The organism is Candidatus Competibacter phosphatis (assembly GCF_012939995.1).
Lineage (GTDB): Bacteria > Pseudomonadota > Gammaproteobacteria > Competibacterales > Competibacteraceae > Competibacter > Competibacter phosphatis.
The window spans coordinates 1-21,617 of sequence record NZ_SPMZ01000012.1; the positions used below are offsets into that span (position 1 = coordinate 1).

Sequence of the window (21,617 nt, forward strand, 5' to 3'; positions counted from 1 at the left end):
GAATTTCCCTTGCTGTATCGCCACAGCAACTTTGCTCGACAACCACCCGACGCGGGTGATCGTTCCGGTTGCGCCAGGATTCGGCAAGGCGGTCAAGGTGGCGGTCTCGCTGGATTTCGCGGTGCGATTGGAAGTCGAGCAACCCGAGCCGGCGTTGATCGAGGAGATGGCGGCGGTGCTGGAGTTCTATCTACATCAGTCCACGGTCGCTCAACCCATCGAATACTTTCATGGTTCCCTGCAAGGTTTTTCCATGATGAGCCAGTGCCGTTATGGGTGTTGCAGGACGACGATCCGCAGTATCTGCGCTACGTCACCGACGAAGGTGTCGAACGACCGTCCAGGCGGCTGGTGGATCTGAACGCCAATATGGCGTTCGATGCCGGGTTGGAGGCATGGATCGCGCAAGTGTTGGCGGCGGGTGAAGAATGCCAGGGCTGCGAGTTTCTGAAAAACTGCGGCGGCTACTTCAAATGGCCGCGGCGCGATTACGACTGCGTTGGAGTGAAGCGCCTGTTTGGCTATCTGCGGGATGCCGCCGCCGAACTGCGCCGCGATCTGGATGTGGGATCGACTTGACGAACCTTCCCGCCGGTGTTTTGCCGGCGGGAGGGGTTTTCCGGCGACCCGGCGGTCGCCTGGTTTAGTCGTTGCGGTACTGTCTCTGGTTATTGTTTTCGGCCATAAATGTTGCCGACCACGGCACCCGCCGCGCCGCCGATGATCGCCCCGGTCCCGGCACTGCCGCCGGTTAAGGAGCCCATGATCGCACCGCCCGCCGCGCCGATGGCCGCGCCGCTCAAGGTGCCCTGCTGGGTTGGTGTCATGTCGGTGCAGCCGACGCTAAGGGCGAGGGCTGGCATCGCAATTAGAAAGCTGATCTTTTTCATGGCTTGATTCCTCATTTTGCTTTGGACTGGTCGACCTTGGGCTTGACCATCTGGAACCAGATCACTTCGATGATGGGTTCCTGCTGCTTGTCGGGGTTGGCCTTGTAGTAGGCATCCACAGTTTCCACAATCTGCGGCACGGTCATGCCATCCAATGCCTTGACCAAGTGGGGGACGGTGGTGCGATGCTTGGGGTTCGGACCGGTCAACTGGTATTCGATCATCGCCAAGTTCAGGATGCCAAGCACATAAGCCCGCCTTTCGGTTTCGGTGGCGCTCGACCAGCGCTCGCCGGTGGGAATCAGCCATTCCTCCTTCTGTGATGCAGCTGACTTGACGACGGCTGATTTGGGTTGGGCGGCTTGAACGACGGGTCCGCCGATGAGGGTCAAGGCCAGGCCCGCGGACAACAGGGTAGCTTTGGCGAGATGAAATCTGGGCATAAAAATTTCCTTCAATGAGCGCGTGGAGAAGGGGTGCCGGTACTCCCGCGAAGCGGGTTGAAATCAAGCACCAGTATAAACCTCTGGAGATATAAAGAGAGCTTCAGGCGGACTTTTCTGGGGAGCGGCGTGCTTGCCAGCGGTTGTACAGCCAGTTCCAGATCAAGTAAACAATGATAATTCCAACAGCCGCATAAACCAGGATTGGTATGAGATTTTGAACCATGATCATGACGGTCGAGCTGCTACCCAGGAAGATCGCGACGACACAGAGTCGCCAATCGGAATAGATGCCGGCCAGAAAGGTGGTCAACGTGACGTTGAGCATCAGCAGGAAACTGGCCTGACGATCGTCGAAGCTACTCATGAAGCCTTGGGTCGTCGCCATGAAAACCACTTGCATAAGCAGTAACAACGTCCCCCAGTGCAGGATTTGCCGGGCGATCAGCAGGACGCGGGCTTTGGCGGTCGGTTCGACGTTGTTCCATTGGGTGGCGATGCAGATCAGACCAAAGACCGGGATCAGGTAATGCCAGTACCAACGGCTACTTTGCGCATCGGTTTGCGTATAGGCCGCGCCGATCCAGGACAGTAGAATCATCAGATAAAAGCCGATGTCCCTGGGGCGAAAGATCTGCCGCAGCAGGCTGCGTTGGGTGGGGACAGGTTCGGTCGGGCTCAGTTCGAGTTCGGACATGACGGTTTCCTTGCCTGGGTTCGATTTTCTAGAGGGTTACGGATCAATATTAGCGCATGCCCCGGCGATGAAACGCTCGGTGGCAGCCAGCACGGTTTCCCGTGCCTGATGGTGGGGGATGTGACCGCAACCGGGTAGCCACAACAGCTCCGTCGGGCCGGTGATCCCGGCGGCGATGGCGTCCACTTGGGCGCGGGTGCCGTACTCATCATCCTCGCCCTGGACGACCAGCACTGGGCAGACGATCCGGGGCAGTTCGGCTTCCATGTTCCAATCGCGATAGTCGGGTCGCAGCCAGGTGTCGCACCAGCCCCGAAACATGGCGTCGGTATTGTCGCCGTGGTAGCGCCGCAGTCCTTCCCGCAAATTCCCTTGTTGGTAAGCGTCTCGGGCACGTCGGATACCGACCAGGCATTTTTCATCGACGAAAACATGCGCCGCTTCGCTGATCGCGGCGCGCACCCGTTGGGGATAGGCGGCGGCGAACAACAGGGCGATGGAGCCGCCATCGCTGTGGCCGAACAGGATCGGCGGTTCGGCGACGCCGCAGGTTTCCAGTACTTCGGGCAGCGTGTCCCACGCCTCCCGTTGTAAATAGTCGTCGGGACGCGGCCCGACCAGCGGCTCGGAGCGGCCGTAACCCCAACGCTCGTAGACCAGTCCCGGCAAGCTGGTTTGGGCACACAATTGTTCGGGGAACCCCCTCCATTGCCCGATGCTGCCCAGCCCCTCGTGCAGAAAAACCAGGGTGGGGCCGGCGGCGGCGCGTGGGGGGAGCAGATGCTCGGCGTGCAGCCGGTGGCCAGCGGCCTCTAGAGCATGATGATGGCGGCGGACGAGTTCGGTCATGGGGAATTCAGGCGATGTTTTGTTCCTGGAAGATCGCCAGCAGGATGTCCAGCCGCTGCCGGGGTTCGTTCATCTCCAGCAGGGTGTGACGGACGTGCGGCGGTAGGGGCAGGATTTCCGCCAGGCGGTTACCGACCCAGGCGGCATTCTCCCAATCCGGCGTCAGGAACCGGCGATAGGGCGCCAGTTCCTCGCGGTCCAACAGATCGCGGAGGACACGGACCAGAGGTTCGTGGCTGGGCAAAGTCGATTGCGCCGGATCGTCCGGCAGCCACCGCACCTGAGCGATCAGCAGTTGATCGGGCCGCGCATGGTGGTCGACCACGCGCAGTCGTTGTGTGCCCAGACAGGTGATGCCGAGCAGGCCATCGTCCAATTGATCGAAATCCACGATGCGCGCCAGGGTGCCGACCGGATGGATGCGGGTCGGCGGGCTGCCCGTTTCGCGCCCCTCGTGGATCGTGACCACGCCGAAACCGCTGTCGGTGCGTAGACAAGTGCTGATCAGATCCAGATAGCGGGTTTCGAAGATCCGCAGAGGCAAGATCCCGCCGGGAAACAGCACGGTGTTCAGTGGAAACAGGGGGAGTTCCTGGGTGGCTGTCATGATCGCTCAGCTCGGTTCCAACGGTTCGCCCCAGCGTGGCAGCAGCGCGTGGGGAATGTCCAGTTGATCGAGGATTCTGGCCACGATGAAGTCCACCAGTTCCGCCGCCGTGGTCGGCCGGTAGTAAAAACCGGGGTTGGTCGGCAGGATGACCGCGCCGGCGCGGGCCAGCCGCAGCATGTTTTCCAGGTGGATGACGGACAGCGGCGTTTCCCGTAGCGCCAGAATCAGCTTGCGCCCTTCCTTGAGCGCGACGTCGGCCGCGCGTTCCAGCAGGTTGTCGCTGTTGCCGTTGGCGATGGCGGCCAATGTGCCGGTGGTGCAGGGGCAAACCACCATCGCTCGCGCCCGTGCCGAGCCGCTGGCCGGCGGCGCGGTCCATTCCTCCTGGCCGAATACCCGTAGTTGCTCGGGATCGCAGCGGTACCGTTCGACCAGTACCCGCCGGATGTCGCGCGGCCGACCGGGCAGGCGCAGCTCGGTTTCCATGTGGATCACGATCTGCGCCGCTTTCGATATCAACAGTTGCACCGGGTGGCCGGCATCCAGCAGGCATTGCAGCAAGCGCAGCCCATAATCGGCGCCGGACGCGCCGGTCATGCCAAGGATGATGGGGTGGTCAGGCATCGGCGTCCGCGCGTAGCTTTCGCAGCAGCCGCTCGTGAATGCCGCCAAAACCGCCGTTGCTCATGATCAGCACCTGTGTACCCGGTTGGGTCCGAGCGCGTATAGCGGTCAGTGTATCGTCGAGCGAATGGCAGACTTGCCCGCGCGGGCCGAGCGCCGTCGCGACCGCGCCGAGATCCCAGCCGAGATCGGGTGCTTGATACAGCACCACCGCGTCGGCCAGCGCTAGGGCGGGCGCCAGGCTATCCTTGAACACGCCCAGCTTCATGGTGTTGGAGCGTGGCTCCAGCACGGCGACGATTGGCTGGTCACCGACCCGAGCGCGCAGCCCGGCCAGCGTGGTCGCAATCGCGGTGGGGTGGTGGGCGAAATCGTCGTAGACCGTCACGCTGTTAACTGTGCCGCGTGCTTCCAGCCGTCGCTTGATGCCCTGAAAATCCGCCAGCGCGGCGAGCGCCGTCGTCGTCGCTACGCCGACATGACGGGCGGCGGCGAGGGCGGCGAGGGCGTTGTGGACGTTGTGCAGCCCCAGTTGCGGCCATTCCGCCCGGCCTTGCGGTGATCCTTGGTGGTACACCTCGAAAGCGCTGCCGTCGGGAGCAATCGCCCGCGCTTCCCAATCGCCGGTCCCGAAACGCTCCACCGGGGTCCAGCAGCCCATCGTCAATACCTCGGCCAGATTCGGGTCTTGTCCGTTGGCGACGATCAGACCGCGGCCTGGCACGGTTCGTAGCAGGTGATGGAACTGGCGCTGAATCGCCGCCAGATCGGGGAAGATGTCGGCGTGATCGAATTCCAGGTTGTTCAGAATCAGGGTGCGTGGTCGGTAGTGGACGAACTTGGAGCGTTTATCGAAAAAACGCCGTGTCGTACTCATCGGCTTCCACCACGAAAAACGGTGTGCGGCCCAATCGCGCCGACACGCCGAAATTGCTTGGAATGCCGCCGATCAGAAAGCCAGGTTCCAGACCAGCGCGCTCCAGAATCCAGGCCAGCAAACTGCTGGTGGAGGTTTTGCCATGGGTGCCGGCCACCGCCAGTACGTGACGCCCGCGCAGCACATGATCCGCCAGCCAGGCTGGGCCGGAGGTGTAGGGCAGGTCGCGATCGAGCAGTTCCTCGACGATCGGCCGGCCCCGGCTCATCACGTTGCCGACCACCACCATGTCCGGCTGGAATTCGGCGAGCTGATCGGGATCGTAGCCTTCCCGCAGGGCGATACCGGCCTCGGCCAGTTGGGTGCTCATCGGCGGATAGACGCCGGCGTCGCAACCGGACACGGTATGCCCCGCCGCGCGGGCCAGCAGGGCGACGCCGGCCATGAACGTACCGCAAATACCGAGGATATGAATATGCATGCGGGAATCTCCCCATCCGACCCGGTTACGGGTGCAAGACGGTGCAGGGTTGGAGCGTCTCAGCCGATCCAGCCGGTGAGCGTCCAGGATAAAAAGGTATAGCCCAGGGCGTAGAGCGCACCGATCCAGACCGGGGTGTTGAATGCATGGCGCAGAATGTGGGCCATGACGGCGATGCTCCAGACCATCAACGCCAGCATCAGCAGCGAGGGAAACTGGCTGTCGCCTTGCGGTCCCTGGCGCACGATCCAGAGCATGGGCGGCAACGCCAACAGGCCCATCAGGGTGCCGGAACCGGTCAGGGCGGTCAGGGTTTGTTCGAAGCGGCCGGGATGCCGGTGCAGGATCAGCATCAGATACAGCAGGCCGGCCAGTAGCACCATGTCCAGCAGTATTTGTAGGAGCGCCACCTGAACCGGTACGCTCAGGGTCAGCACCAGCAGACCGGATGCGCCATAAGCCAACAAACACATCTTCAGCAGCGCCATGGAGGCCGGTACGTCCCGCGGGCCTTTACGGAACAGGCAAATATCCAGAAACAGATCGAACAGGATGCGCATGGATTCAGTGGCGAACGACGGAGGGAGCGGGGCCGGTGGCCGCGAACAAGCCGGCGATGTCGAGCGGGTCAAAGACGTAGCGGTGGCCGCAAAACTCGCAGTCCACCTGTAGCGTGCGTCCATCGGCCAGCGCCTGGCGGAGTTCGTCCTCGCCCAGTGCGCTCAGCATGCCGGCGGTGCGTTCCCGCGAGCAGTTGCAACGGTAGCGAAAACTCCGCGGGGCGAATAGCCGGATATCCTCTTCATGAAACAACCGTCGCAGCAGGGTGGAAGCATCCAGTCGCAGCAGTTCGGTGGATTGCAGGGTGTCGGCCAGCACATTCAGACGCCGCCAAGCATCCGGTTCGGTGTCGTTGCCGGGTAGTTGCTGCAACAGCAGGCCGGCAGTGGTTTGCTCGTCGGTGGCCAGCCAGATCCGGGTTGGTAATTGCTCCGAATGGGCGAAATAGTGCTCCAGGGTTTCCGTCAGGGTATCGCCGCGCAGTTCGATCACACTTTGATAGGGCTCCTTGCCCGAGTCGGCGTCAAGGGTCAGGACGAGTGTGCCGTCGCCGCACAGCGCGCGCAGCGGCGCCGGTTCCGGGTCGCCGTTCCAGCGGGCCAGTCCGCGCAGGGTACGGTCGGCGGCGACTTGCACCACCAGCAAACGCAGTGGTCCGCGCGCCTGGATTTGCAAGGTCAACAGGCCATCGAATTTGACGGTCGCCGATAGCAGGGCAGCGGCGGCGATAGCCTCGCCCAGCACCTGGCGGATCGCTGCCGGGTAGGCGCGGCGCTCCAGCACCGTCCGCCATGTAGCGTCAAGCCACACGATTTCGCCGCGGATCGGCAGGGTTTCGAAAAGGAAGCGTTGCAGGCAGTCGCGGTCGGACATGTTCGTGGCTGGCATTGCTCGGTGGAAAGTAGGCCAAGGCGCAAAGTACCCGCTTGCCGCGACTTTAACAAGATGCGGGAACGCGCCGCGCTTGTTGCCTGGTCCGGGGAGGCGCCGACCCTCCATATTCAAATCGAATGATATAAATTAATTTTTTGTTGAAATAGCAATATATTGTTTTAATTTGCTTTTTTAAAAAAGCCGTGCGTTAGCTTTTCTTGACAGCGCTAGCTGGACCTTCCTATAGTCTGGTGGCGGAAAGTGGGAAAATGTGGGGCGTGAGGTTGGTTCGATCCCAAGGAGTGCGGCGTTGTTCCGTGGCGTCAATCCGTTATCGCTGGATGGCAAGGGGCGGCTGTCGTTGCCGGTCAAGTACCGCCAGTGCCTGCTGGATGCGGCGGCTGGGCAATTGGTGCTGACCATCGATCGCGACCGTTGCCTGCTGTTGTATCCACTCCCGGTTTGGGAAGAAGTCGAGCGCAAGCTGATCCAGCTTTCCAGTACCAACCAGCGAACCAGAGCCCTCAAGCGATTGTTGTTGGGACATGCCGAGGAATGTTGCCTGGATGCCAGCGGCCGGATTTTGCTTCCGGCACCCCTGCGCGAATTCGCGAACCTGGAGAAGCGAGTGGTGCTGGTGGGGCAGGGGAATAAATTCGAAATCTGGAATGAGCCGTCCTGGTACGCATGGCGCGAGTCGCTGTTGGCCGGCGGCGAAGAGCAGGCCGGCAAGCCGTCGCCCGACCTGGATGCGCTGGCGTTCTAGCGCATGACGAGCACCGCTCCGTTGTCACATCAGCCGGTCTTGTTGACCGAGGTATTGACTGCGTTGCATCTTCATCCGAGCGGTCGTTACGTGGACGCCACGTTTGGCCGGGGCGGGCACGCGGCGGCGCTGCTGGCGGCGCTTGGGCCGGAAGGGCGGGTGCTGGCGCTCGATCGAGACCCGGCGGCGGCGCGCTGCGCGGCCGAGCGTTTCGGCGGCGATGCTCGCTTTAGCTTCGTGCGGGCGGCATTCGGTCGCTTGGCCGAGGTGGTTGCCGAGCGGGGATGGTCTGGCCAGGTTGACGGGATTTTGCTGGATTTGGGGGTATCGTCGCCGCAGTTGGACGATCCGGCCCGCGGTTTCAGCTTCAATCGGGACGGTCCGCTGGATATGCGCATGGACCCGACGGCGGGGATCAGCGCGGCCGAGTGGCTGGATCGGGTCGACGAAGTCGAGCTGGGGCGGGTGCTGGCGGAATACAGCGAGGAGCGTTTTTATCGGCGGGTGGCGCGTGCCGTGGTCGCCGCGCGGCGGCAGGCGCCGGTCGCCACCACCCAGCAATTGGCCGCTATCGTCGCCGCGACCGTTCCCACCCGCGAACTGGGAAAGCATCCCGCCACCCGTACATTCCAAGCCATTCGGATCGCGGTCAACGATGAACTGGGCGAGTTGCGGTCGGTGTTGCCGCAGGCGGTGCGCATGTTGGCGCCCGGTGGTCGGCTGGCGGTCATCAGTTTTCATTCCCTGGAGGATCGGGTGGTCAAGCGGTTTATGCGGGAACAGGCGCGCGGAAGGGAACTGCCGCTGGATCTGCCGGTGGCGGGCGCCCCAATGGGGATGACGCTGCGATTGATCGGGCGGGCGGCGCGGCCCGGTGCCGCGGAGATTGCCGCCAATCTGCGGGCACGCAGCGCGCTGCTGCGGGTGGCGGAGCGATTGGCATGAAAAACCAAGTCCTGCTGGTGGCGTTGTTGACCGTCACCGTGCTCGGCTCCGGGGTGGGCGTGGTTTATACCCAGCACGCCAACCGACAACTTTTCATCGAGCTCCAGAAACTACAGGCGAAGCGAGACGATCTCGAAGTCGAGTGGGAATTGCTGCAACTGGAACAAAGCACGCTGGTCACGGACGCCGTGATCGAGCAGACAGCGCGGCTGCGTTTGAACATGCTGATCCCGGATCCGGGTGAAGTCCTTTACGTTACCCCTCATGAATCCAATGCTCGGTAAGACCTTATCCAGAAATAGGAAAAGACCTGCGGGCGCGATGCAAGCGCTGCGTACCATGACGCGCCGGGGATTGGTGCTGAGCCTGTTGTGCGTGGCAGCGGGAGGCATGGTGGCGCGCGCGGCTTATCTGCAACTGGTGCATACCGATTTCCTGCAGGGGCAGGGCGACGAACGTTTCCTGCGAGTGGTCGAGGTACCGGCGCACCGCGGGATGATCCTCGATCGCAACGGCGAGCCATTGGCGGTCAGCTCACCGGTGGATTCGATCTGGGCGCAGCCGATGGAATTGAAGCAACAGCGCGATCGCTGGCCGGCGCTCGCGTCGCTGCTCGGGCTGACGATGGCGGAGTTGGAGCAAAAACTGGCGGTGCCCGAGAGCCGTCAGTTCGTTTATCTGCGTCGGCATCTGGCCCCGAGCGTGGCCCAGCGGATTCTCCAGCTTGGGGTTCCCGGGGTGTACTCGCGGCGCGAATACCGTCGTTACTATCCGGATGCCGAGGTGACTTCGCACCTGCTGGGTTTTACCGACATCGACGATTTCGGTCAGGAAGGGCTGGAAAAAAGCCTCGATGCTCAGTTGCGCGGCATCCCCGGTAGCAAGCGGGTTATCAAGGATCGATTGGGCCAGATCGTCGAGGACGTGGAAAGTATCCGGGTACCGCAGGCGGGCCAATCCGTGGTGTTGAGCATCGACCGGCGACTGCAATATTTCGCCTACCGCGCGCTCAAGACGGCGGTGCTGGAGAACAAGGCCAGCGCTGGCGCGGCGGTGATCGCTGACGCACTGACCGGCGAGATCCTGGCCATGGTGGATCAGCCGGCGGGCAATCCGAACAATCGCACCGAGCTGAAAAGCGATTTGTTGCGCAACCGGGCGATCACCGATGTTTACGAACCAGGCTCGACTGTGAAGCCCTTCACGATCGCCATGGCGCTGGAAAGCGGTCGTTGGACACCGAACACTCGGGTCAACACCGCGCCGGGTTGGCTCAAGGTGGGCCGCTATCGAGTGCGTGACGTGCACAACTACGGCTTGATCGACGTAACGCATGTGCTCAGCAAGTCCAGCAACGTCGGTACCAGCAAGATCGCGCTGTCCTTGCCGATGGAGAGCTTGTGGCAGGTATACAAGAGTCTCGGCTTCGGAGCGTCGACCGGCGTGGGTCTGGTGGGCGAGCAGATCGGCATGCTGCGGCACTTCAGCAAATGGGGCGGCGAAATCGGCCACGCCAACCATGCCTTCGGATACGGTTTTTCGGTCAACATGTTGCAGTTGGCCCAGGCCTATGTCGTGCTCGCGGCGGATGGCGTTCGACGGCCGTTGACCCTCCTCAAGCGTGAACAGCCACTTGATCCCGCCGACGAGCAGCGCGTGTTGTCGGCGCGGGCGGTGCGGCAAGTACGAGCGATGATGGAAGAAGCCGTGAGCCAGAAGGGAACCGGCTTCAAGGCCAGCGTGCCCGGCTATCGGGTGGCGGGTAAGACCGGCACAGTGCATAAGATCATCCATGGCCGCTATGCCAGCAACCGCTATTTTTCCCTGTTCGCCGGTATGGTGCCGGCTAGCAATCCTCGATTGGTGATGGTGATCATCATCGACGAACCGAAAGGCAAGGCTTATTACGGTGGCACGGTGGCGGCGCCGGTGTTCGGCAAAACCATGGGCGAGGTGCTGCGGATTCTGAACGTGACGCCGGACGACCTGCCCAGCATGAAGATCGCTGGCGTCACTCCGGCGATGGAGAAAAAACCATGAGGGGCGCGGCGTGGCCTACCCTGGGCTCGCTGCTGGCGGGCTTTGCCGAGGTGCCGGCGCATCTGGCGGATCGGTCGGTTACCGGGCTGGCGAGCGACAGTCGCGCGGTTCAGCCTGGCGATCTGTTTTTCGCGGTGCGCGGCGGGCGCCGGCATGGTCTGGAATTCATCGACGCGGTGCGCGCGGCGGGAGCGCTGGCGGTGGTTTGGGAACCACCCCATGCGGGTGTGTTGCCGGTTGGCGAAGCAGCGCCGCCTTTGCTGGCGGTACCGGAATTACGTCAGCGCATGGGGTTGATCGCCAGTCGTTTTCATGACGCGCCGTCCGAGCGGCTGCGGGTGGTTGGCATCACCGGCACCGATGGCAAGACCTCCTGCGCCCATTTCATTGCCCAGGCGTTGAGCGACGTGGAGCATGGACCGTGCGGCATTCTCGGCACCCTGGGCGTCGGCGAATACGGTCGAACCGAACCGTCGCCGCACACCACGCCGGACCCGCTGGCCGTGCAAGGCTGGTTGGCTCAACTGGCCGCCGCCGGCCGGCGTTACGCCGTCATGGAAGTGTCCTCGCACGCCCTGGATCAGGGGCGGGTGAACGGCGTCGAATTCGCGGTCGCGGGGCTGACTCATCTGACCCGCGATCATCTGGATTATCACGGTACGCCGGAAGCCTACGCGGCGGCCAAGCGCCGGTTGTTCCACGACCACCAGCCCGGCCGGGCGGTGCTGAATCTGAACGATGCCTTCGGCCGTGCTCTCGCCGCCGAGCGGCGCGGTTCGACGGAAGTGATCGCTTACGGCCTGGGCGAGCGTCCGGTGCATGCGGATCGGTTCGTTTGGGGAGAGGATTTGGCGTTGACCCCAGCGGGACTGCGACTGCGAATCCGCTCCTCCTGGGGCGACGGCGAGCTATCGGCCGGCTTGCTGGGCCGGTTCAACGCCAGCAATCTGTTGGCCGCCTTGGCGACCCTGCTGGCGCTGGATCTACCTTTGCCCGAGGCACTGGCGCGGCTGACGCGAACCGCGACGGTGCCGGGACGGATGGAACGACTGGCCGGCGGGCCGAGCCGGCCGCTGGCGGTGGTCGATTACGCGCACACGCCCCACGCCTTGGAGCAGGCTTTGCGCGCCCTGCGCGAACACGGTGGCGGGCGCTTATGGTGCGTGTTCGGCTGTGGTGGCGATCGCGATGCCGGCAAACGGCCGCTGATGGGCGCGGCGGCCGAGCGTTGGGCCGACCGGGTCACGATCACCGACGATAATCCGCGCGGCGAGGACCCGCAACGCATCGTGCGCGACATTCAGGCCGGGATGCGTCATCCCGAGATGGCGGCGGTGATCCGCGACCGGCGGACCGCCATCGCCCACACCCTGGCCGAAGCCGCGCCCGGCGACATCGTGCTGATCGCCGGCAAGGGCCATGAGGATGTCCAGATCGTCGGCGCCGAAAAACGACCCTTCAGTGACCGCGACGTGGCGCGCGAGTGCTTGTCGTCAGCCGGTCAGATGGAAACCGCATAGATGAGTGATCCCTTTTCTCCCCTGAGCCTGCGCGAAGCCGCCCGATTGCTGGAGGCTGAAGTGTCGCCTGGCGTCGATGGGGTTTTTGCGACGGTCGGCACCGATAGCCGCCGCCTGCCGGCGGATGCATTGTTCGTGGCGTTGAGCGGACCCAATTTCGACGGTCACGAGTTCATCGCCGCCGCTCGCCAGCAAGGCGCCCGCGCGGCCTTGGTCAGCCGCTGGGTGGCCGATCCGCTGCCGCAGTTGCGAGTGGCCGATACCCGGCTGGCGCTGGGCCGGCTGGCGGCGAGCTGGCGGACGCGTTTCACCGGTCCCCTGATCGCCCTGACCGGTAGCAACGGCAAGACCACGCTCAAGGAAATGCTGGCCGCCATCCTGCGACGGCGTGGATCGACCCTGGCCACCGAGGGCAACCTCAACAACGATATCGGCGTGCCGCTGACCCTGTTGCGCTTGAACGCGGAACACGGCTACGCGGTGATCGAGATGGGCGCCAACCATCATGGCGAGATCGCCTATCTGACCGGATTGGCGCGGCCGGACGTGGCGATCGTCAACAATGCCGGTCCCTGTCATCTGGAAGGGTTTGGCGACGTGGCCGGCGTGGCGCGCGCCAAGGGCGAGATTTTTCAGGGGCTGAGCGCGACCGGGGTGGCCATCGTCAACCGCGACGATCCCCATGCCGACGATTGGATCGGGCTGAATCCAGGTCGACGGATCGTCGATTTCGGTTTGGATCGACCGGCGGCGGTCAGCGCGCGGGTTTTGGATGCGGCCATCAATCGTTTCCACTTGATCGTTCCCGCCGGGGAGACGGAGATTTGCCTGCCGCTACCTGGCCGGCACAACATCCGCAATGCACTGGCGGCGGCGGCTGGCGCGTTGGCGGCTGGCGCGACCCTGGACGATATCCGACAGGGCTTGGAGTCCCTGCATGACGTTGGCGGGCGGCTGCAGCGGCTGCGCGGTCGGCACGGCGGCACGGTGATTCACGACGCCTACAATGCTAATCCTGCCTCGCTGGCGGCGGCGCTGCACACGGTTGGCGCCGGGCCGGGTCGCAAATGGCTGGTGCTGGGCGACATGCGCGAACTGGGGCCGGTGGCCAGTGAACTACACGCACAATCCGGCCAAGAGGCCAGGACCACGGGATTCGAACGGCTGTACGCTTTGGGCGAACACAGCCGGGCGGCGGCGGCGGCGTTTGGGGAGGGTGGCCAGCATTTCACCGACCTGGAAGCGCTGATGGACGCACTGAGCCGCGACCTCAAGCGCAGTGCCGAATCACCGACGATCCTGATCAAGGGCTCGCGCGGCATGCGGATGGAACGAGTGGTGGCGGTTTTGGCCGAGCCCGAGGAAACGGGCGCGAAACCGGAGGGGCAAGGCTGATGCTGGTGCTGCTGGCCGAATGGCTAACCGAATATTTCTACACGGGTTTCAATGTCTTTCAATATCTGACGCTGCGAGGCATTTTGGGTGTTCTGACCGCGCTGCTCATTTCCCTGATCGTGGGTCCAGGCATGATCCGTCGGCTGAGCCGCTATCAGATCGGCCAGCAGATCCGCGAGGATGGTCCGCAGAGCCATTTTTCCAAGGCCGGTACCCCGACCATGGGCGGCGCCTTGATCCTGGTCGCCATCGCCATCGCGACCCTGCTATGGGCCGACCTGCGCAATCGCTACGTCTGGATCGTGCTACTGACGACGCTGGCTTTCGGGGCCATCGGTTGGATGGACGACTACAAGAAACTGATCCTGCGCAACTCCAAGGGCTTGCCGGCGCGGAGCAAATATTTCTGGCAGTCCTGCGTCGGACTGACGGCGGCGCTGCTGCTGTATTTCACCGCCCAGTCGGCCACGGAAACCCAGATCATCGTGCCGTTTTTCAAAAATGTGGCCTTGCACTTGGGCTGGCTGTTCGTGCCGCTGACCTACTTCGTCATCGTCGGTACCAGCAACGCCGTCAATCTGACCGATGGCCTGGATGGGCTGGCGATCGTGCCGACCGCCATGGTGGCCGGCGCCTTGGCGGTGTTCTGTTATGCCTCGGGCAATCGAATCTTCGCCGATTATCTGGGTATTCCGCATGTACCGGGCGTGGGGGGAGATTACGGTGTTCTGCGGCGCGATGGTCGGTGCCGGCCTCGGTTTTCTCTGGTTCAACGCCTACCCGGCCCAAGTCTTCATGGGTGATGTCGGCGCGCTGGCCCTGGGTGCCGCGCTGGGTGTCGTTGCCGTGGCGGTACGCCAGGAACTGGTGCTGTTCGTGATGGGCGGGGTGTTCGTGATGGAAACGGTATCGGTGATTCTGCAGGTGGCCTCGTTCAAGCTGACCGGCCGGCGGATCTTTCGCATGGCGCCGCTGCACCATCATTTCGAACTCAAGGGTTGGCCGGAACCGCGAGTGATCGTTCGTTTCTGGATCATCACCATCATCCTGGTGTTGATCGGTCTGGCAACGCTAAAGATCCGTTAGGAGCAAGGCGCGGATGCTGCGATTGACGGGAACCACGTTGGTGGTCGGATTGGGCAAGAGCGGTTTGTCCACCGTGCGGGCGCTGAAGGCGCTGGGCGCGACGGTCGCCGTAACCGATAGCCGCGTCGATCCGCCGGGATTGCCGGTCTTACGCGAGGCGTTCCCGGATGTGCCGTGCCATCTGGGCGGTTTCGCGCCCGAGGCATTCGCCGGCGCGGCCCGACTGCTGGTCAGCCCGGGTGTGGCGATCGCGACCCCGGTCATCGCGGCGGCAGCGGCGCGAGGTGTGCCGGTCTGGGGTGACATCGAGTTGCTGGCGCGACTGACGCGAGCGCCGATCGCGGCCATCACCGGTTCCAACGGCAAGAGCACGGTGACGACTCTGTTGGGGGCGATGACCGAACGCGCTGGTGTTCGGGCGGCGGTCGGCGGCAATCTCGGTACGCCGGCGTTGGAGCTGTGGCTGCGGGACGAAGCGGGAGCGGAGGAAGATCTTGCACCTGAGCTGTACGTATTGGAACTGTCCAGCTTCCAGTTGGAAACCACCCATAGCCTGAACGCACGGGTGGCGACGGTGTTGAATATCAGCCCCGACCACATGGACCGCTACCCGACCCTGGACGATTACATCGCCGCCAAGCGGCGCGTTTTTTCACGGCGATGGCGTCATGGTGCTGAACGCCGACGATCCGGTGGTTATGGCGATGGCCGAGCCGGGGCGGAACGTGCTGCGGTTTACCCTGGACGAGCCGGACGAGCGCGGATTTGGCCTGTGGCGGGATGGTGGGGAAACCTGGCTGGCGCGGGGTCGGGAACGCTGGATCGCGGCATCGGAATTGCGGATCGGCGGCGATCACAATCTGGCCAACGCGCTGGCGGCGCTGGCCATGGGTTACGCGCTTGGCCTGTGGCGGGAAGCGATGCTGGCAACGCTGCGGGAGTTTCCTGGGTTGGCGCATCGTACCACGCTGGTGCTGGAACAAGCCGGCGTGCGCTGGTTCGACGATTCCAAGGGCACCAATGTCGGCGCGACGGTGGCGGCGGTGCGTGGCTTGTCGGGTCCGGTGGTGTTGATCGCCGGTGGCGATGGCAAGGGTCAGGATTTTGCGCCGTTGCGCGCGGCGCTGACCGACAAGGCGCGGGCGGTGGTGCTGATCGGTCGCGACGCACCGTTGATCGCCGCCGCGCTGGGCGACAGCGTGCCGCTCCACCTGGCGGCCGATATGGATCAGGCCGTGGCGCGGGCGGCGCAACTGACCCAGCCGGGCGATAGCGTTTTGTTGTCGCCAGCCTGCGCCAGCTTCGACATGTTCAGCGGCTACGAAGAGCGCGGCGCGGTCTTCGCGGCGGCGGTGCGGAGGTTGACCGAATGCTAAGCGCCACCGCCGATGGCAAGATCAGGGAAGGGGGCAAGCAACCACGCGCCGGCGAGAGCCGGCCAGCCCTGCCGTTTCCTGATCCCTGGATACTGGTTGCGAGCGTGTTGCTGTTGGCGCTGGGCTTGCTCATGGTGACTTCAGCTTCGATACCGCTGGCCGATTCCAAGATGGGCCAGCCATTCTATTTTCTGATCCGGCAGAGTGCATTCGTCGTGGTCGGGTTGTTGGCGGCCGGCGTGGGTCTTGCAGGTTCCGCTGACGCGCTGGCGCCGAGCGGGTCCGCTGCTCCTGCTGGCGGCGATGGGTTTGCTGGGGTTGGTGCTGGTGCCGGGAGTCGGTCGGGAAGTCAACGGCAGCATGCGCTGGATCGCCGCTGGCCCCGTCAATATCCAGGTCTCGGAAATCGCCAAGCTGTTCGTCTTGATCTATGTCGCCGATTATCTCAAACGCCACGGCGCGGATTTGCGGACAGGCGATCTTCGAACCTCGGTGCTGGCGCTGCTGAGACCGATGGCGGTGCTGGCGGTGTTGGCGGTGCTGCTGTTGCTGGAACCGGACTTCGGCAGCGTGGTGGTGCTGATGGCGACCGCGCTGGGCATGGTGTTCCTGGCCGGCGTCAACCTCTGGCAGTTCGGTACCTTGCAGGTGGGGACCGCGGCGGCCATGGCGGTGCTGATTCTGTCCTCGCCCTACCGCCGCGAGCGCTTGTTCAGCTTCGTCAATCCTTGGGAAGATCCTTTCGGTGGTGGCTTCCAATTGGTGCAATCGCTGATCGCCATCGGCCGCGGCGAGCTGTTCGGCGTCGGCCTGGGAGGGAGCGTGCAGAAGCTGTTCTATCTGCCGGAGGCCCATACCGATTTCCTGTTCGCGGTGTTGGCCGAGGAGTTGGGGTTGGCCGGCATCCTGACGGTGCTGGCGTTGTTCATGATCCTGGTCTGGCGCGCTTTCGTGATCGCGCGGCGGGCCGAGCGGCTGGATATGCCGTTTTCAGCCTATCTGGCCTACGGTATCGGGCTGTGGTTCGGCATTCAAGCCTTGTTCAACATGGGGGTGAATATGGGCGTGTTGCCGACCAAGGGACTGACCCTGCCGCTGATGAGTTATGGTGGCAGCAGCGTGGTGGTGATGTGCATGGCGCTGGCGCTGTTGCTGCGAATCGATATAGAGATCCGAGCCATGAGGATACGCAAGGAATGAATGGCGCGCGGCCAGTGCTGATCATGGCCGGCGGGACCGGCGGGCATGTGTTTCCGGCCCTGGCGGTGGCCGAGCGGCTGCGTGCGCGCGGTGTGCCGGTGGCCTGGATGGGAACCCGGCAAGGTCTGGAGGCAGTGCTGGTGCCCAAGGCCGGCATTCCGATCGAATGGATCGGCGTGGCCGGTTTGCGCGGCAAGGGCGTGCGTCGTCTGCTGGCGCTGCCGTTCATGCTCGGGCGTGCCTTGTGGCAGGCCGGTGCCATCCTGCGGCGGTTGCGGCCACCGGTGGTGTTAGGCATGGGCGGCTTCGCCAGCGGACCGGGCGGTCTGGCGGCGCGGGCGTTGGGTATTCCGCTGGTGGTGCACGAGCAAAACGCCGTCGCCGGCTTGACCAACACTTGGCTGGCGCGTCTCGCCAATCAGGTGTTGGAGGCGTTTCCAGGCACGTTTCCGCCGGCGCGGCACGCCATGAGCGTCGGCAATCCGGTCCGGGAAGCCATCGCCGCCCTGCCGCCGCCGACCGAGCGCTTCGCCGGGCGCGTCGGTCCGTCGCGATTACTGGTGCTGGGCGGCAGCCAAGGGGCATTGGCGCTGAATCGATTGGTGCCGCAAGCCTTGGCGTTATGGGACGGTGCGGAGCGGCCGGAAGTCTGGCATCAGGCCGGCGGCCAGTTGCACGAGGCGGCGGTGGGAGCCTACCAGGAAGCTGGAGTGGCGGTGCGGCTGACCCCGTTCATCGAGGACATGGCCACTGCCTACGGTTGGGCCGATTTGGTATTGTGCCGCGCCGGGGCGCTGACCGTGGCCGAATTGGCGGCGGTTGGCATCGGCGCGATCCTGGTGCCGTTTCCCTTTGCGGTGGACGACCATCAGACCGCCAACGCCCGGTTTCTGGAACAAGGTGGCGCGGCGCAAGTGGTCCAGCAGGCGGAACTGAGCGCCGAGCGTCTGGCGGTATTGCTGCGCGAGTTACTCGATGATCGCCAGCGCCTGTTGGCCATGGCCGAGGCGGCGCGGCGCTTGGCCAAGACGGAAGCCGCCGAGCAGGTGGCGCAAGTCTGCCTGGAGCGGACACGCTCCTGAAAAATACAACGAGAGTCGAAGACATGGAAAACCCGGCATTGATGACCATTCCCGAAGCGTGGCGCGACATGCGCCGGATCCGCCATGTCCATTTCGTGGGCATCGGTGGGGCCGGTATGAGCGGTATCGCCGAGGTGCTGTTGAATCTGGGTTATGACGTGTCCGGTTCCGACCTGCGCGCCAGCACGGTCACCGCACGCTTGGAACGCTTGGGCGCGACTGTGCATCTGGGTCATGCCGCCGCGCACATCACGGGTTGCGACGCGGTGGTGATTTCCAGTGCGGTGGCCGAGGATAACCCGGAGGTAATGGCGGCGCGGGCGGCGCGCATTCCCGTGGTGCCGCGTGCCGAGATGCTGGCTGAACTGATGCGTTTCCGCTACGGCATCGCCGTGGCCGGGACCCACGGCAAGACCACCACCACCAGCCTGATCACCAGTCTGCTGGCCGAGGGTGGGTTGGACCCGACCTTCGTGATCGGTGGGCGGCTGAACAGCGCCGGGGCTAACGCTCGACTCGGCGCTGGACGCTACCTGGTGGCCGAGGCTGACGAGAGCGACGCTTCGTTCCTGTTCTTGCAGCCGATGCTGGCGGTGGTGACCAATATCGACGCCGATCACTTGGCGACCTACGGCGGCGATTTCGAGCGGCTGTGCGAAGCCTTCGTCGAGTTCCTGCAGCACCTGCCGTTTTACGGGTTGGCGGTGTTGTGCACCGACGATCCGCAGGTGCGCTCGATCCTGCCGCGCTTGAGCCGACCGGCCCTGACCTACGGTACCGGCGAGGATTGCGACGCCCGCGCCAGCGATATCGTGCAGGAAGGGTTGCGCACCCGCTTCCTGGCGCACCTGCCCGGTTTGAGCGCGCCGCTGCCGGTCACTTTGAACCTGCCTGGCCGGCATAGCGTATTGAACGCGCTGGCGGCGATCGCGGTGGCGCGCGAGCTGGGGGTGGCGGAAACCGCCATCCGTCGCGCGCTACTGAATTTCCAGGGCATTGGTCGGCGTTTCCAGCAGCACGGCGAACTGGCCTTGCCCGGTGGCGGGCATGCGACGCTGATGGACGATTACGGTCATCATCCGAGGGAGATTCAAGCGGTGCTGGAAGCGGTGCGCGGTGCTTGGCCGCAACGGCGGCTGGTGCTGGCCTTCCAGCCGCATCGCTTCAGCCGCACCCGCGATCTGTTCGACGATTTCGCCCAGGTGTTGTCCGGGGTAGATACGCTGATTCTGTTGGACGTGTATCCCGCCGGTGAGAAACCGGTCGCTGGCGCCGATGGCCGCAGCCTGAGCCGGGCGATCCGGGTACGCGGCAAAGTCGATCCGGTCTTCGTCGAGCAAACCGCCGATTTGCCGGCGGTGCTGCCCGGCCTGTTGGGCGACGGCGACCTGCTGCTGATGATGGGGGCCGGCGATATCGGCGCCATGGCGGCGCAACTGGGTCGCGACGGCCTACCGGTTTAAGGTCAAGGTTCAGCGGTCGGTACCGATCACCAATCACGAACCATTTCGAAGTGGAGGGCGCGGATGCAACGGATACGACAACGAACGGCGAGCGGTCCGACGGAGTTCGGTAAGGTCGCGGTGTTGATGGGCGGCTGGTCGGCGGAACGGGCCGTGTCGCTCAGGAGCGGTCAGGCGGTGTTGACGGCGCTGCTGGCGCGCGGCGTGGACGCTCACGGTATCGATGCCGACCGCCAGATCTTGCGGGTGTTGTCCGGCGGCGGTTTCGACCGGGTTTTTATCGTCCTGCACGGGCGCGGTGGCGAGGATGGCGTCATTCAGGGGGCGTTGGAAATTTTGGGCCTACCCTATACCGGCAGCGGCGTGCTGGCCTCGGCGCTGGGGATGGACAAGCTGCGCACCAAGCAGGTCTGGCGGGGCGCGGGCCTGCCGACGCCGCCCTGGCGGTTGGCCGAGAGCGCGGCGGAACTGGCGGATGCCGCGCGGGAACTGGGTTTGCCGTTGGCGGTGAAGCCGGCTCGCGAGGGTTCCAGCATCGGGATCAGCCGGGTCGAGGCCCCGGAGCAGTTCCAGGCCGCTTGGGAACAGGCCGCCGCCTGCGATTCGCCGGTGCTGGTGGAGCCGTGGATTCAAGGCCAGGAGTATACCGGCGCGCTGCTGGGCGGGGCGGCGTTGCCGCTGATCCGGTTGGAGACGCCCCGCACCTTCTACGACTACGAAGCCAAGTACCACGCCAACGACACCCGCTATCTCTGTCCCTGCGGCCTCCCCGAATCGCGGGAAGCGGAATTGCAAGCCTTGGTGCGGCAGGCTTTCGCCGCGGTGGACGGTGCCGGCTGGGGCCGGGTCGATTTGATGGTGGATGCCGAGGGTCAACCCTGGTTGTTGGAAGTCAACACCGTGCCCGGCATGACCGATCACAGCCTGGTGCCCATGGCGGCGCGGGTGGCTGGATTCGGTTTCGAGGATTTGGTCTGGCAGATTTTGGAGACCAGTCTGGCGCGGCCGGACTGAGCGGGGGGCGGAATGCGGTTCGGATATCGCCAGCGCCGGCGGGGGGCGACGGCGCGCAGGCAGCACGACACCCCGGGTTCCTCGGGGGCATGGAAAGCGGTTTGGCGGTTGCCGCTGCGCTGGTTGGGCGTGGCGCTGGCGCTGGCGGCGGTGGGTTTCGGCGCGCGGTTCGCGAACGAGAAATTGCGTGAACCCGGCGCGTTTCCGCTACGCCAGGTCCGCATTGAGGGCGAGCTGCGCAACCTGGCCGAAGAGGATTTGCAACCCGTCGTGCGCGGCTATCTGGGCCAGAACTTTTTCAACGCCGATCTGGATGCCTTGCACGCGGCGTTGGCGACCAATCCCTGGGTCGAGGAAATTGCGGTGCGGCGCGGCTGGCCCGACACCATCGAAATCGAACTACGCGAGCGCATCGCCTTCGGGTATTGGGGTGAGCGGGAAATGGTGGACGTGAATGGTCACCGATTCCAGCCGACGGAACTTCGTCAACCGGGTCCTTGGCCGCGGCTGGCCGGGCCGGACGGGCATGAAAAGGACTTGATCGGGACATACCAGCAGGTACATGCCCTGCTCGACCCGGTCGGACTGAAGCTGGTGAAGCTGGTGCAGGACGAACGGCGGGCTTGGTGGTTGACCTTCGACTCCGGCCTGGAGGTGTATGTGGGGCGCGAGCAATTCGAGCGGCGATTGCAGCGGCTGGCGCGGGTCTATCCGCGTCTACTGGCCGCCCAGGCCGAGCGGATCGCGGTGGTGGATTTGCGTTATGTCAATGGCTTTGCCGTGCGCTGGAAGACCGGATCGCCGAATCCGACGGCGGGCTAGATC

21 protein-coding genes and 3 pseudogenes are annotated in these 21,617 nt (G+C 64.2%); 15 read left to right on the plus strand and 9 right to left on the minus strand.

Going from position 1 to position 21,617, the window contains the following annotated elements:
- Together E4P82_RS03960 and E4P82_RS03965 are read left to right on the plus strand one after the other, a co-directional pair.
- The coding region (locus tag E4P82_RS03960) for a hypothetical protein (RefSeq protein ID WP_169247682.1) at positions 1 to 361 on the plus strand (361 nt) is incomplete at its 5' end.
- Between the two features lie 8 nt (positions 362 to 369).
- On the plus strand, positions 370 to 579 hold the full coding sequence (locus E4P82_RS03965; protein ID WP_169247683.1) for a hypothetical protein: 210 nt from the start codon (positions 370 to 372) through the stop codon (positions 577 to 579).
- Between the two features lie 89 nt (positions 580 to 668).
- Here the strand turns inward: E4P82_RS03965 and E4P82_RS03970 are convergent, their stop codons facing one another.
- The 9 genes and pseudogenes from E4P82_RS03970 to hslO all read right to left on the minus strand — a co-directional run bounded on the left by E4P82_RS03970 (position 669) and on the right by hslO (position 6,905).
- Positions 669 to 890 (minus strand): glycine zipper domain-containing protein, encoded by a 222-nt coding sequence (locus tag E4P82_RS03970; protein ID WP_169247684.1) that lies wholly within the window; start codon positions 888 to 890, stop codon positions 669 to 671.
- An 11-nt stretch (positions 891 to 901) separates the two neighbouring features.
- Positions 902 to 1,333 carry a hypothetical protein gene (locus tag E4P82_RS03975; protein WP_169247685.1) on the minus strand — a complete coding sequence of 144 codons (432 nt, stop codon included), beginning with the start codon at positions 1,331 to 1,333 and terminating at the stop codon, positions 902 to 904.
- Positions 1,334 to 1,436: 103 nt separating this feature from the next.
- Positions 1,437 to 2,030, minus strand: a complete 594-nt coding sequence (locus E4P82_RS03980) for a hypothetical protein (RefSeq protein WP_169247686.1) — start codon at positions 2,028 to 2,030, stop codon at positions 1,437 to 1,439.
- 36 nt (positions 2,031 to 2,066) lie between these two features.
- Entirely contained in the window at positions 2,067 to 2,879 is an 813-nt protein-coding gene (locus E4P82_RS03985; RefSeq protein ID WP_169247687.1) for an alpha/beta fold hydrolase, read from the minus strand.
- Between the two features lie 7 nt (positions 2,880 to 2,886).
- Positions 2,887 to 3,486 (minus strand): LON peptidase substrate-binding domain-containing protein, encoded by a 600-nt coding sequence (locus E4P82_RS03990; RefSeq protein ID WP_169247688.1) that lies wholly within the window; start codon positions 3,484 to 3,486, stop codon positions 2,887 to 2,889.
- 6 nt (positions 3,487 to 3,492) lie between these two features.
- Positions 3,493 to 4,113 carry a flavin prenyltransferase UbiX gene (locus E4P82_RS03995; protein WP_169247689.1) on the minus strand — a complete coding sequence of 207 codons (621 nt, stop codon included), beginning with the start codon at positions 4,111 to 4,113 and terminating at the stop codon, positions 3,493 to 3,495.
- A pseudogene (gene mpl / locus E4P82_RS04000) lies at positions 4,106 to 5,471 on the minus strand (UDP-N-acetylmuramate:L-alanyl-gamma-D-glutamyl-meso-diaminopimelate ligase). Before mpl ends, E4P82_RS03995 begins: the two are co-directional and overlap by 8 nt.
- A gap of 59 nt (positions 5,472 to 5,530) precedes the next feature.
- The gene (locus E4P82_RS04005; RefSeq protein ID WP_169247690.1) at positions 5,531 to 6,031 is read right to left on the minus strand and encodes a hypothetical protein; all 501 of its coding nucleotides are present in this window, start codon (positions 6,029 to 6,031) and stop codon (positions 5,531 to 5,533) included.
- A gap of 4 nt (positions 6,032 to 6,035) precedes the next feature.
- Positions 6,036 to 6,905: an Hsp33 family molecular chaperone HslO gene (hslO, locus tag E4P82_RS04010; RefSeq protein WP_169247691.1), complete on the minus strand. Its 870-nt coding sequence runs from the start codon at positions 6,903 to 6,905 to the stop codon at positions 6,036 to 6,038.
- A gap of 310 nt (positions 6,906 to 7,215) precedes the next feature.
- On the opposite strand from hslO, the gene mraZ reads away from it, so the two are divergent.
- From mraZ to E4P82_RS04075, 13 genes and pseudogenes are all read left to right on the plus strand, one after another.
- Positions 7,216 to 7,671, plus strand: a complete 456-nt coding sequence (gene mraZ, locus E4P82_RS04015) for a division/cell wall cluster transcriptional repressor MraZ (RefSeq protein ID WP_169247692.1) — start codon at positions 7,216 to 7,218, stop codon at positions 7,669 to 7,671.
- Between the two features lie 3 nt (positions 7,672 to 7,674).
- Positions 7,675 to 8,616, plus strand: a complete 942-nt coding sequence (gene rsmH, locus E4P82_RS04020) for a 16S rRNA (cytosine(1402)-N(4))-methyltransferase RsmH (protein ID WP_169247693.1) — start codon at positions 7,675 to 7,677, stop codon at positions 8,614 to 8,616.
- Positions 8,613 to 8,900: a cell division protein FtsL gene (ftsL, locus tag E4P82_RS04025; protein ID WP_169247694.1), complete on the plus strand. Its 288-nt coding sequence runs from the start codon at positions 8,613 to 8,615 to the stop codon at positions 8,898 to 8,900. Before rsmH ends, ftsL begins: the two co-directional genes overlap by 4 nt.
- A 37-nt stretch (positions 8,901 to 8,937) precedes the next feature.
- Positions 8,938 to 10,656: a peptidoglycan D,D-transpeptidase FtsI family protein gene (locus E4P82_RS04030; RefSeq protein WP_169247695.1), complete on the plus strand. Its 1,719-nt coding sequence runs from the start codon at positions 8,938 to 8,940 to the stop codon at positions 10,654 to 10,656.
- On the plus strand, positions 10,653 to 12,176 hold the full coding sequence (locus E4P82_RS04035) for a UDP-N-acetylmuramoyl-L-alanyl-D-glutamate--2,6-diaminopimelate ligase (protein ID WP_169247696.1): 1,524 nt from the start codon (positions 10,653 to 10,655) through the stop codon (positions 12,174 to 12,176). The genes E4P82_RS04030 and E4P82_RS04035 overlap by 4 nt, the downstream gene beginning before the upstream one ends.
- Positions 12,177 to 13,571: a UDP-N-acetylmuramoyl-tripeptide--D-alanyl-D-alanine ligase gene (locus tag E4P82_RS04040; protein WP_169247697.1), complete on the plus strand. Its 1,395-nt coding sequence runs from the start codon at positions 12,177 to 12,179 to the stop codon at positions 13,569 to 13,571.
- Positions 13,571 to 14,657, plus strand: a pseudogene (gene mraY, locus E4P82_RS04045) (phospho-N-acetylmuramoyl-pentapeptide-transferase). The gene E4P82_RS04040 and the pseudogene mraY overlap by 1 nt, the downstream one beginning before the upstream one ends.
- Positions 14,658 to 14,670: 13 nt before the next feature.
- A pseudogene (gene murD, locus E4P82_RS04050) lies at positions 14,671 to 16,033 on the plus strand (UDP-N-acetylmuramoyl-L-alanine--D-glutamate ligase).
- Positions 16,034 to 16,279: 246 nt separating this feature from the next.
- Positions 16,280 to 17,233, plus strand: a complete 954-nt coding sequence (gene ftsW / locus E4P82_RS04055; protein ID WP_246327356.1) for a putative lipid II flippase FtsW — start codon at positions 16,280 to 16,282, stop codon at positions 17,231 to 17,233.
- The gene (gene murG, locus E4P82_RS04060; protein ID WP_169247698.1) at positions 17,230 to 18,315 is read left to right on the plus strand and encodes an undecaprenyldiphospho-muramoylpentapeptide beta-N-acetylglucosaminyltransferase; all 1,086 of its coding nucleotides are present in this window, start codon (positions 17,230 to 17,232) and stop codon (positions 18,313 to 18,315) included. The genes ftsW and murG overlap by 4 nt, the downstream gene beginning before the upstream one ends.
- Before the next feature lie 41 nt (positions 18,316 to 18,356).
- Entirely contained in the window at positions 18,357 to 19,778 is a 1,422-nt protein-coding gene (murC, locus tag E4P82_RS04065) for a UDP-N-acetylmuramate--L-alanine ligase (protein WP_420887062.1), read from the plus strand.
- A gap of 63 nt (positions 19,779 to 19,841) precedes the next feature.
- On the plus strand, positions 19,842 to 20,792 hold the full coding sequence (locus tag E4P82_RS04070; RefSeq protein WP_169247700.1) for a D-alanine--D-alanine ligase: 951 nt from the start codon (positions 19,842 to 19,844) through the stop codon (positions 20,790 to 20,792).
- 12 nt (positions 20,793 to 20,804) lie between these two features.
- Positions 20,805 to 21,614, plus strand: a complete 810-nt coding sequence (locus E4P82_RS04075) for a cell division protein FtsQ/DivIB (protein WP_169247701.1) — start codon at positions 20,805 to 20,807, stop codon at positions 21,612 to 21,614.
- Positions 21,615 to 21,617: the final 3 nt, after the last annotated feature.

Excerpts from the sequence above, each read along its gene's own strand:
- E4P82_RS03965 (WP_169247683.1), top strand. The coding sequence starts at position 370 with ATGGCGTTCGATGCCGGGTTGGAGGCATGGATCGCGCAAGTGTTGGCG.
- E4P82_RS03970 (WP_169247684.1), bottom strand. The coding sequence starts at position 890 with ATGAAAAAGATCAGCTTTCTAATTGCGATGCCAGCCCTCGCCCTTAGC.
- E4P82_RS03975 (WP_169247685.1), bottom strand. The coding sequence starts at position 1,333 with ATGCCCAGATTTCATCTCGCCAAAGCTACCCTGTTGTCCGCGGGCCTG.
- E4P82_RS03980 (WP_169247686.1), bottom strand. The coding sequence starts at position 2,030 with ATGTCCGAACTCGAACTGAGCCCGACCGAACCTGTCCCCACCCAACGC.
- E4P82_RS03985 (WP_169247687.1), bottom strand. The coding sequence starts at position 2,879 with ATGACCGAACTCGTCCGCCGCCATCATCATGCTCTAGAGGCCGCTGGC.
- E4P82_RS03990 (WP_169247688.1), bottom strand. The coding sequence starts at position 3,486 with ATGACAGCCACCCAGGAACTCCCCCTGTTTCCACTGAACACCGTGCTG.
- E4P82_RS03995 (WP_169247689.1), bottom strand. The coding sequence starts at position 4,113 with ATGCCTGACCACCCCATCATCCTTGGCATGACCGGCGCGTCCGGCGCC.
- E4P82_RS04005 (WP_169247690.1), bottom strand. The coding sequence starts at position 6,031 with ATGCGCATCCTGTTCGATCTGTTTCTGGATATTTGCCTGTTCCGTAAA.
- hslO (WP_169247691.1), bottom strand. The coding sequence starts at position 6,905 with ATGTCCGACCGCGACTGCCTGCAACGCTTCCTTTTCGAAACCCTGCCG.
- rsmH (WP_169247693.1), top strand. The coding sequence starts at position 7,675 with ATGACGAGCACCGCTCCGTTGTCACATCAGCCGGTCTTGTTGACCGAG.
- ftsL (WP_169247694.1), top strand. The coding sequence starts at position 8,613 with ATGAAAAACCAAGTCCTGCTGGTGGCGTTGTTGACCGTCACCGTGCTC.
- E4P82_RS04030 (WP_169247695.1), top strand. The coding sequence starts at position 8,938 with ATGCAAGCGCTGCGTACCATGACGCGCCGGGGATTGGTGCTGAGCCTG.
- E4P82_RS04035 (WP_169247696.1), top strand. The coding sequence starts at position 10,653 with ATGAGGGGCGCGGCGTGGCCTACCCTGGGCTCGCTGCTGGCGGGCTTT.
- E4P82_RS04040 (WP_169247697.1), top strand. The coding sequence starts at position 12,177 with ATGAGTGATCCCTTTTCTCCCCTGAGCCTGCGCGAAGCCGCCCGATTG.
- murG (WP_169247698.1), top strand. The coding sequence starts at position 17,230 with ATGAATGGCGCGCGGCCAGTGCTGATCATGGCCGGCGGGACCGGCGGG.
- murC (WP_420887062.1), top strand. The coding sequence starts at position 18,357 with ATGACCATTCCCGAAGCGTGGCGCGACATGCGCCGGATCCGCCATGTC.
- E4P82_RS04070 (WP_169247700.1), top strand. The coding sequence starts at position 19,842 with ATGCAACGGATACGACAACGAACGGCGAGCGGTCCGACGGAGTTCGGT.
- E4P82_RS04075 (WP_169247701.1), top strand. The coding sequence starts at position 20,805 with ATGCGGTTCGGATATCGCCAGCGCCGGCGGGGGGCGACGGCGCGCAGG.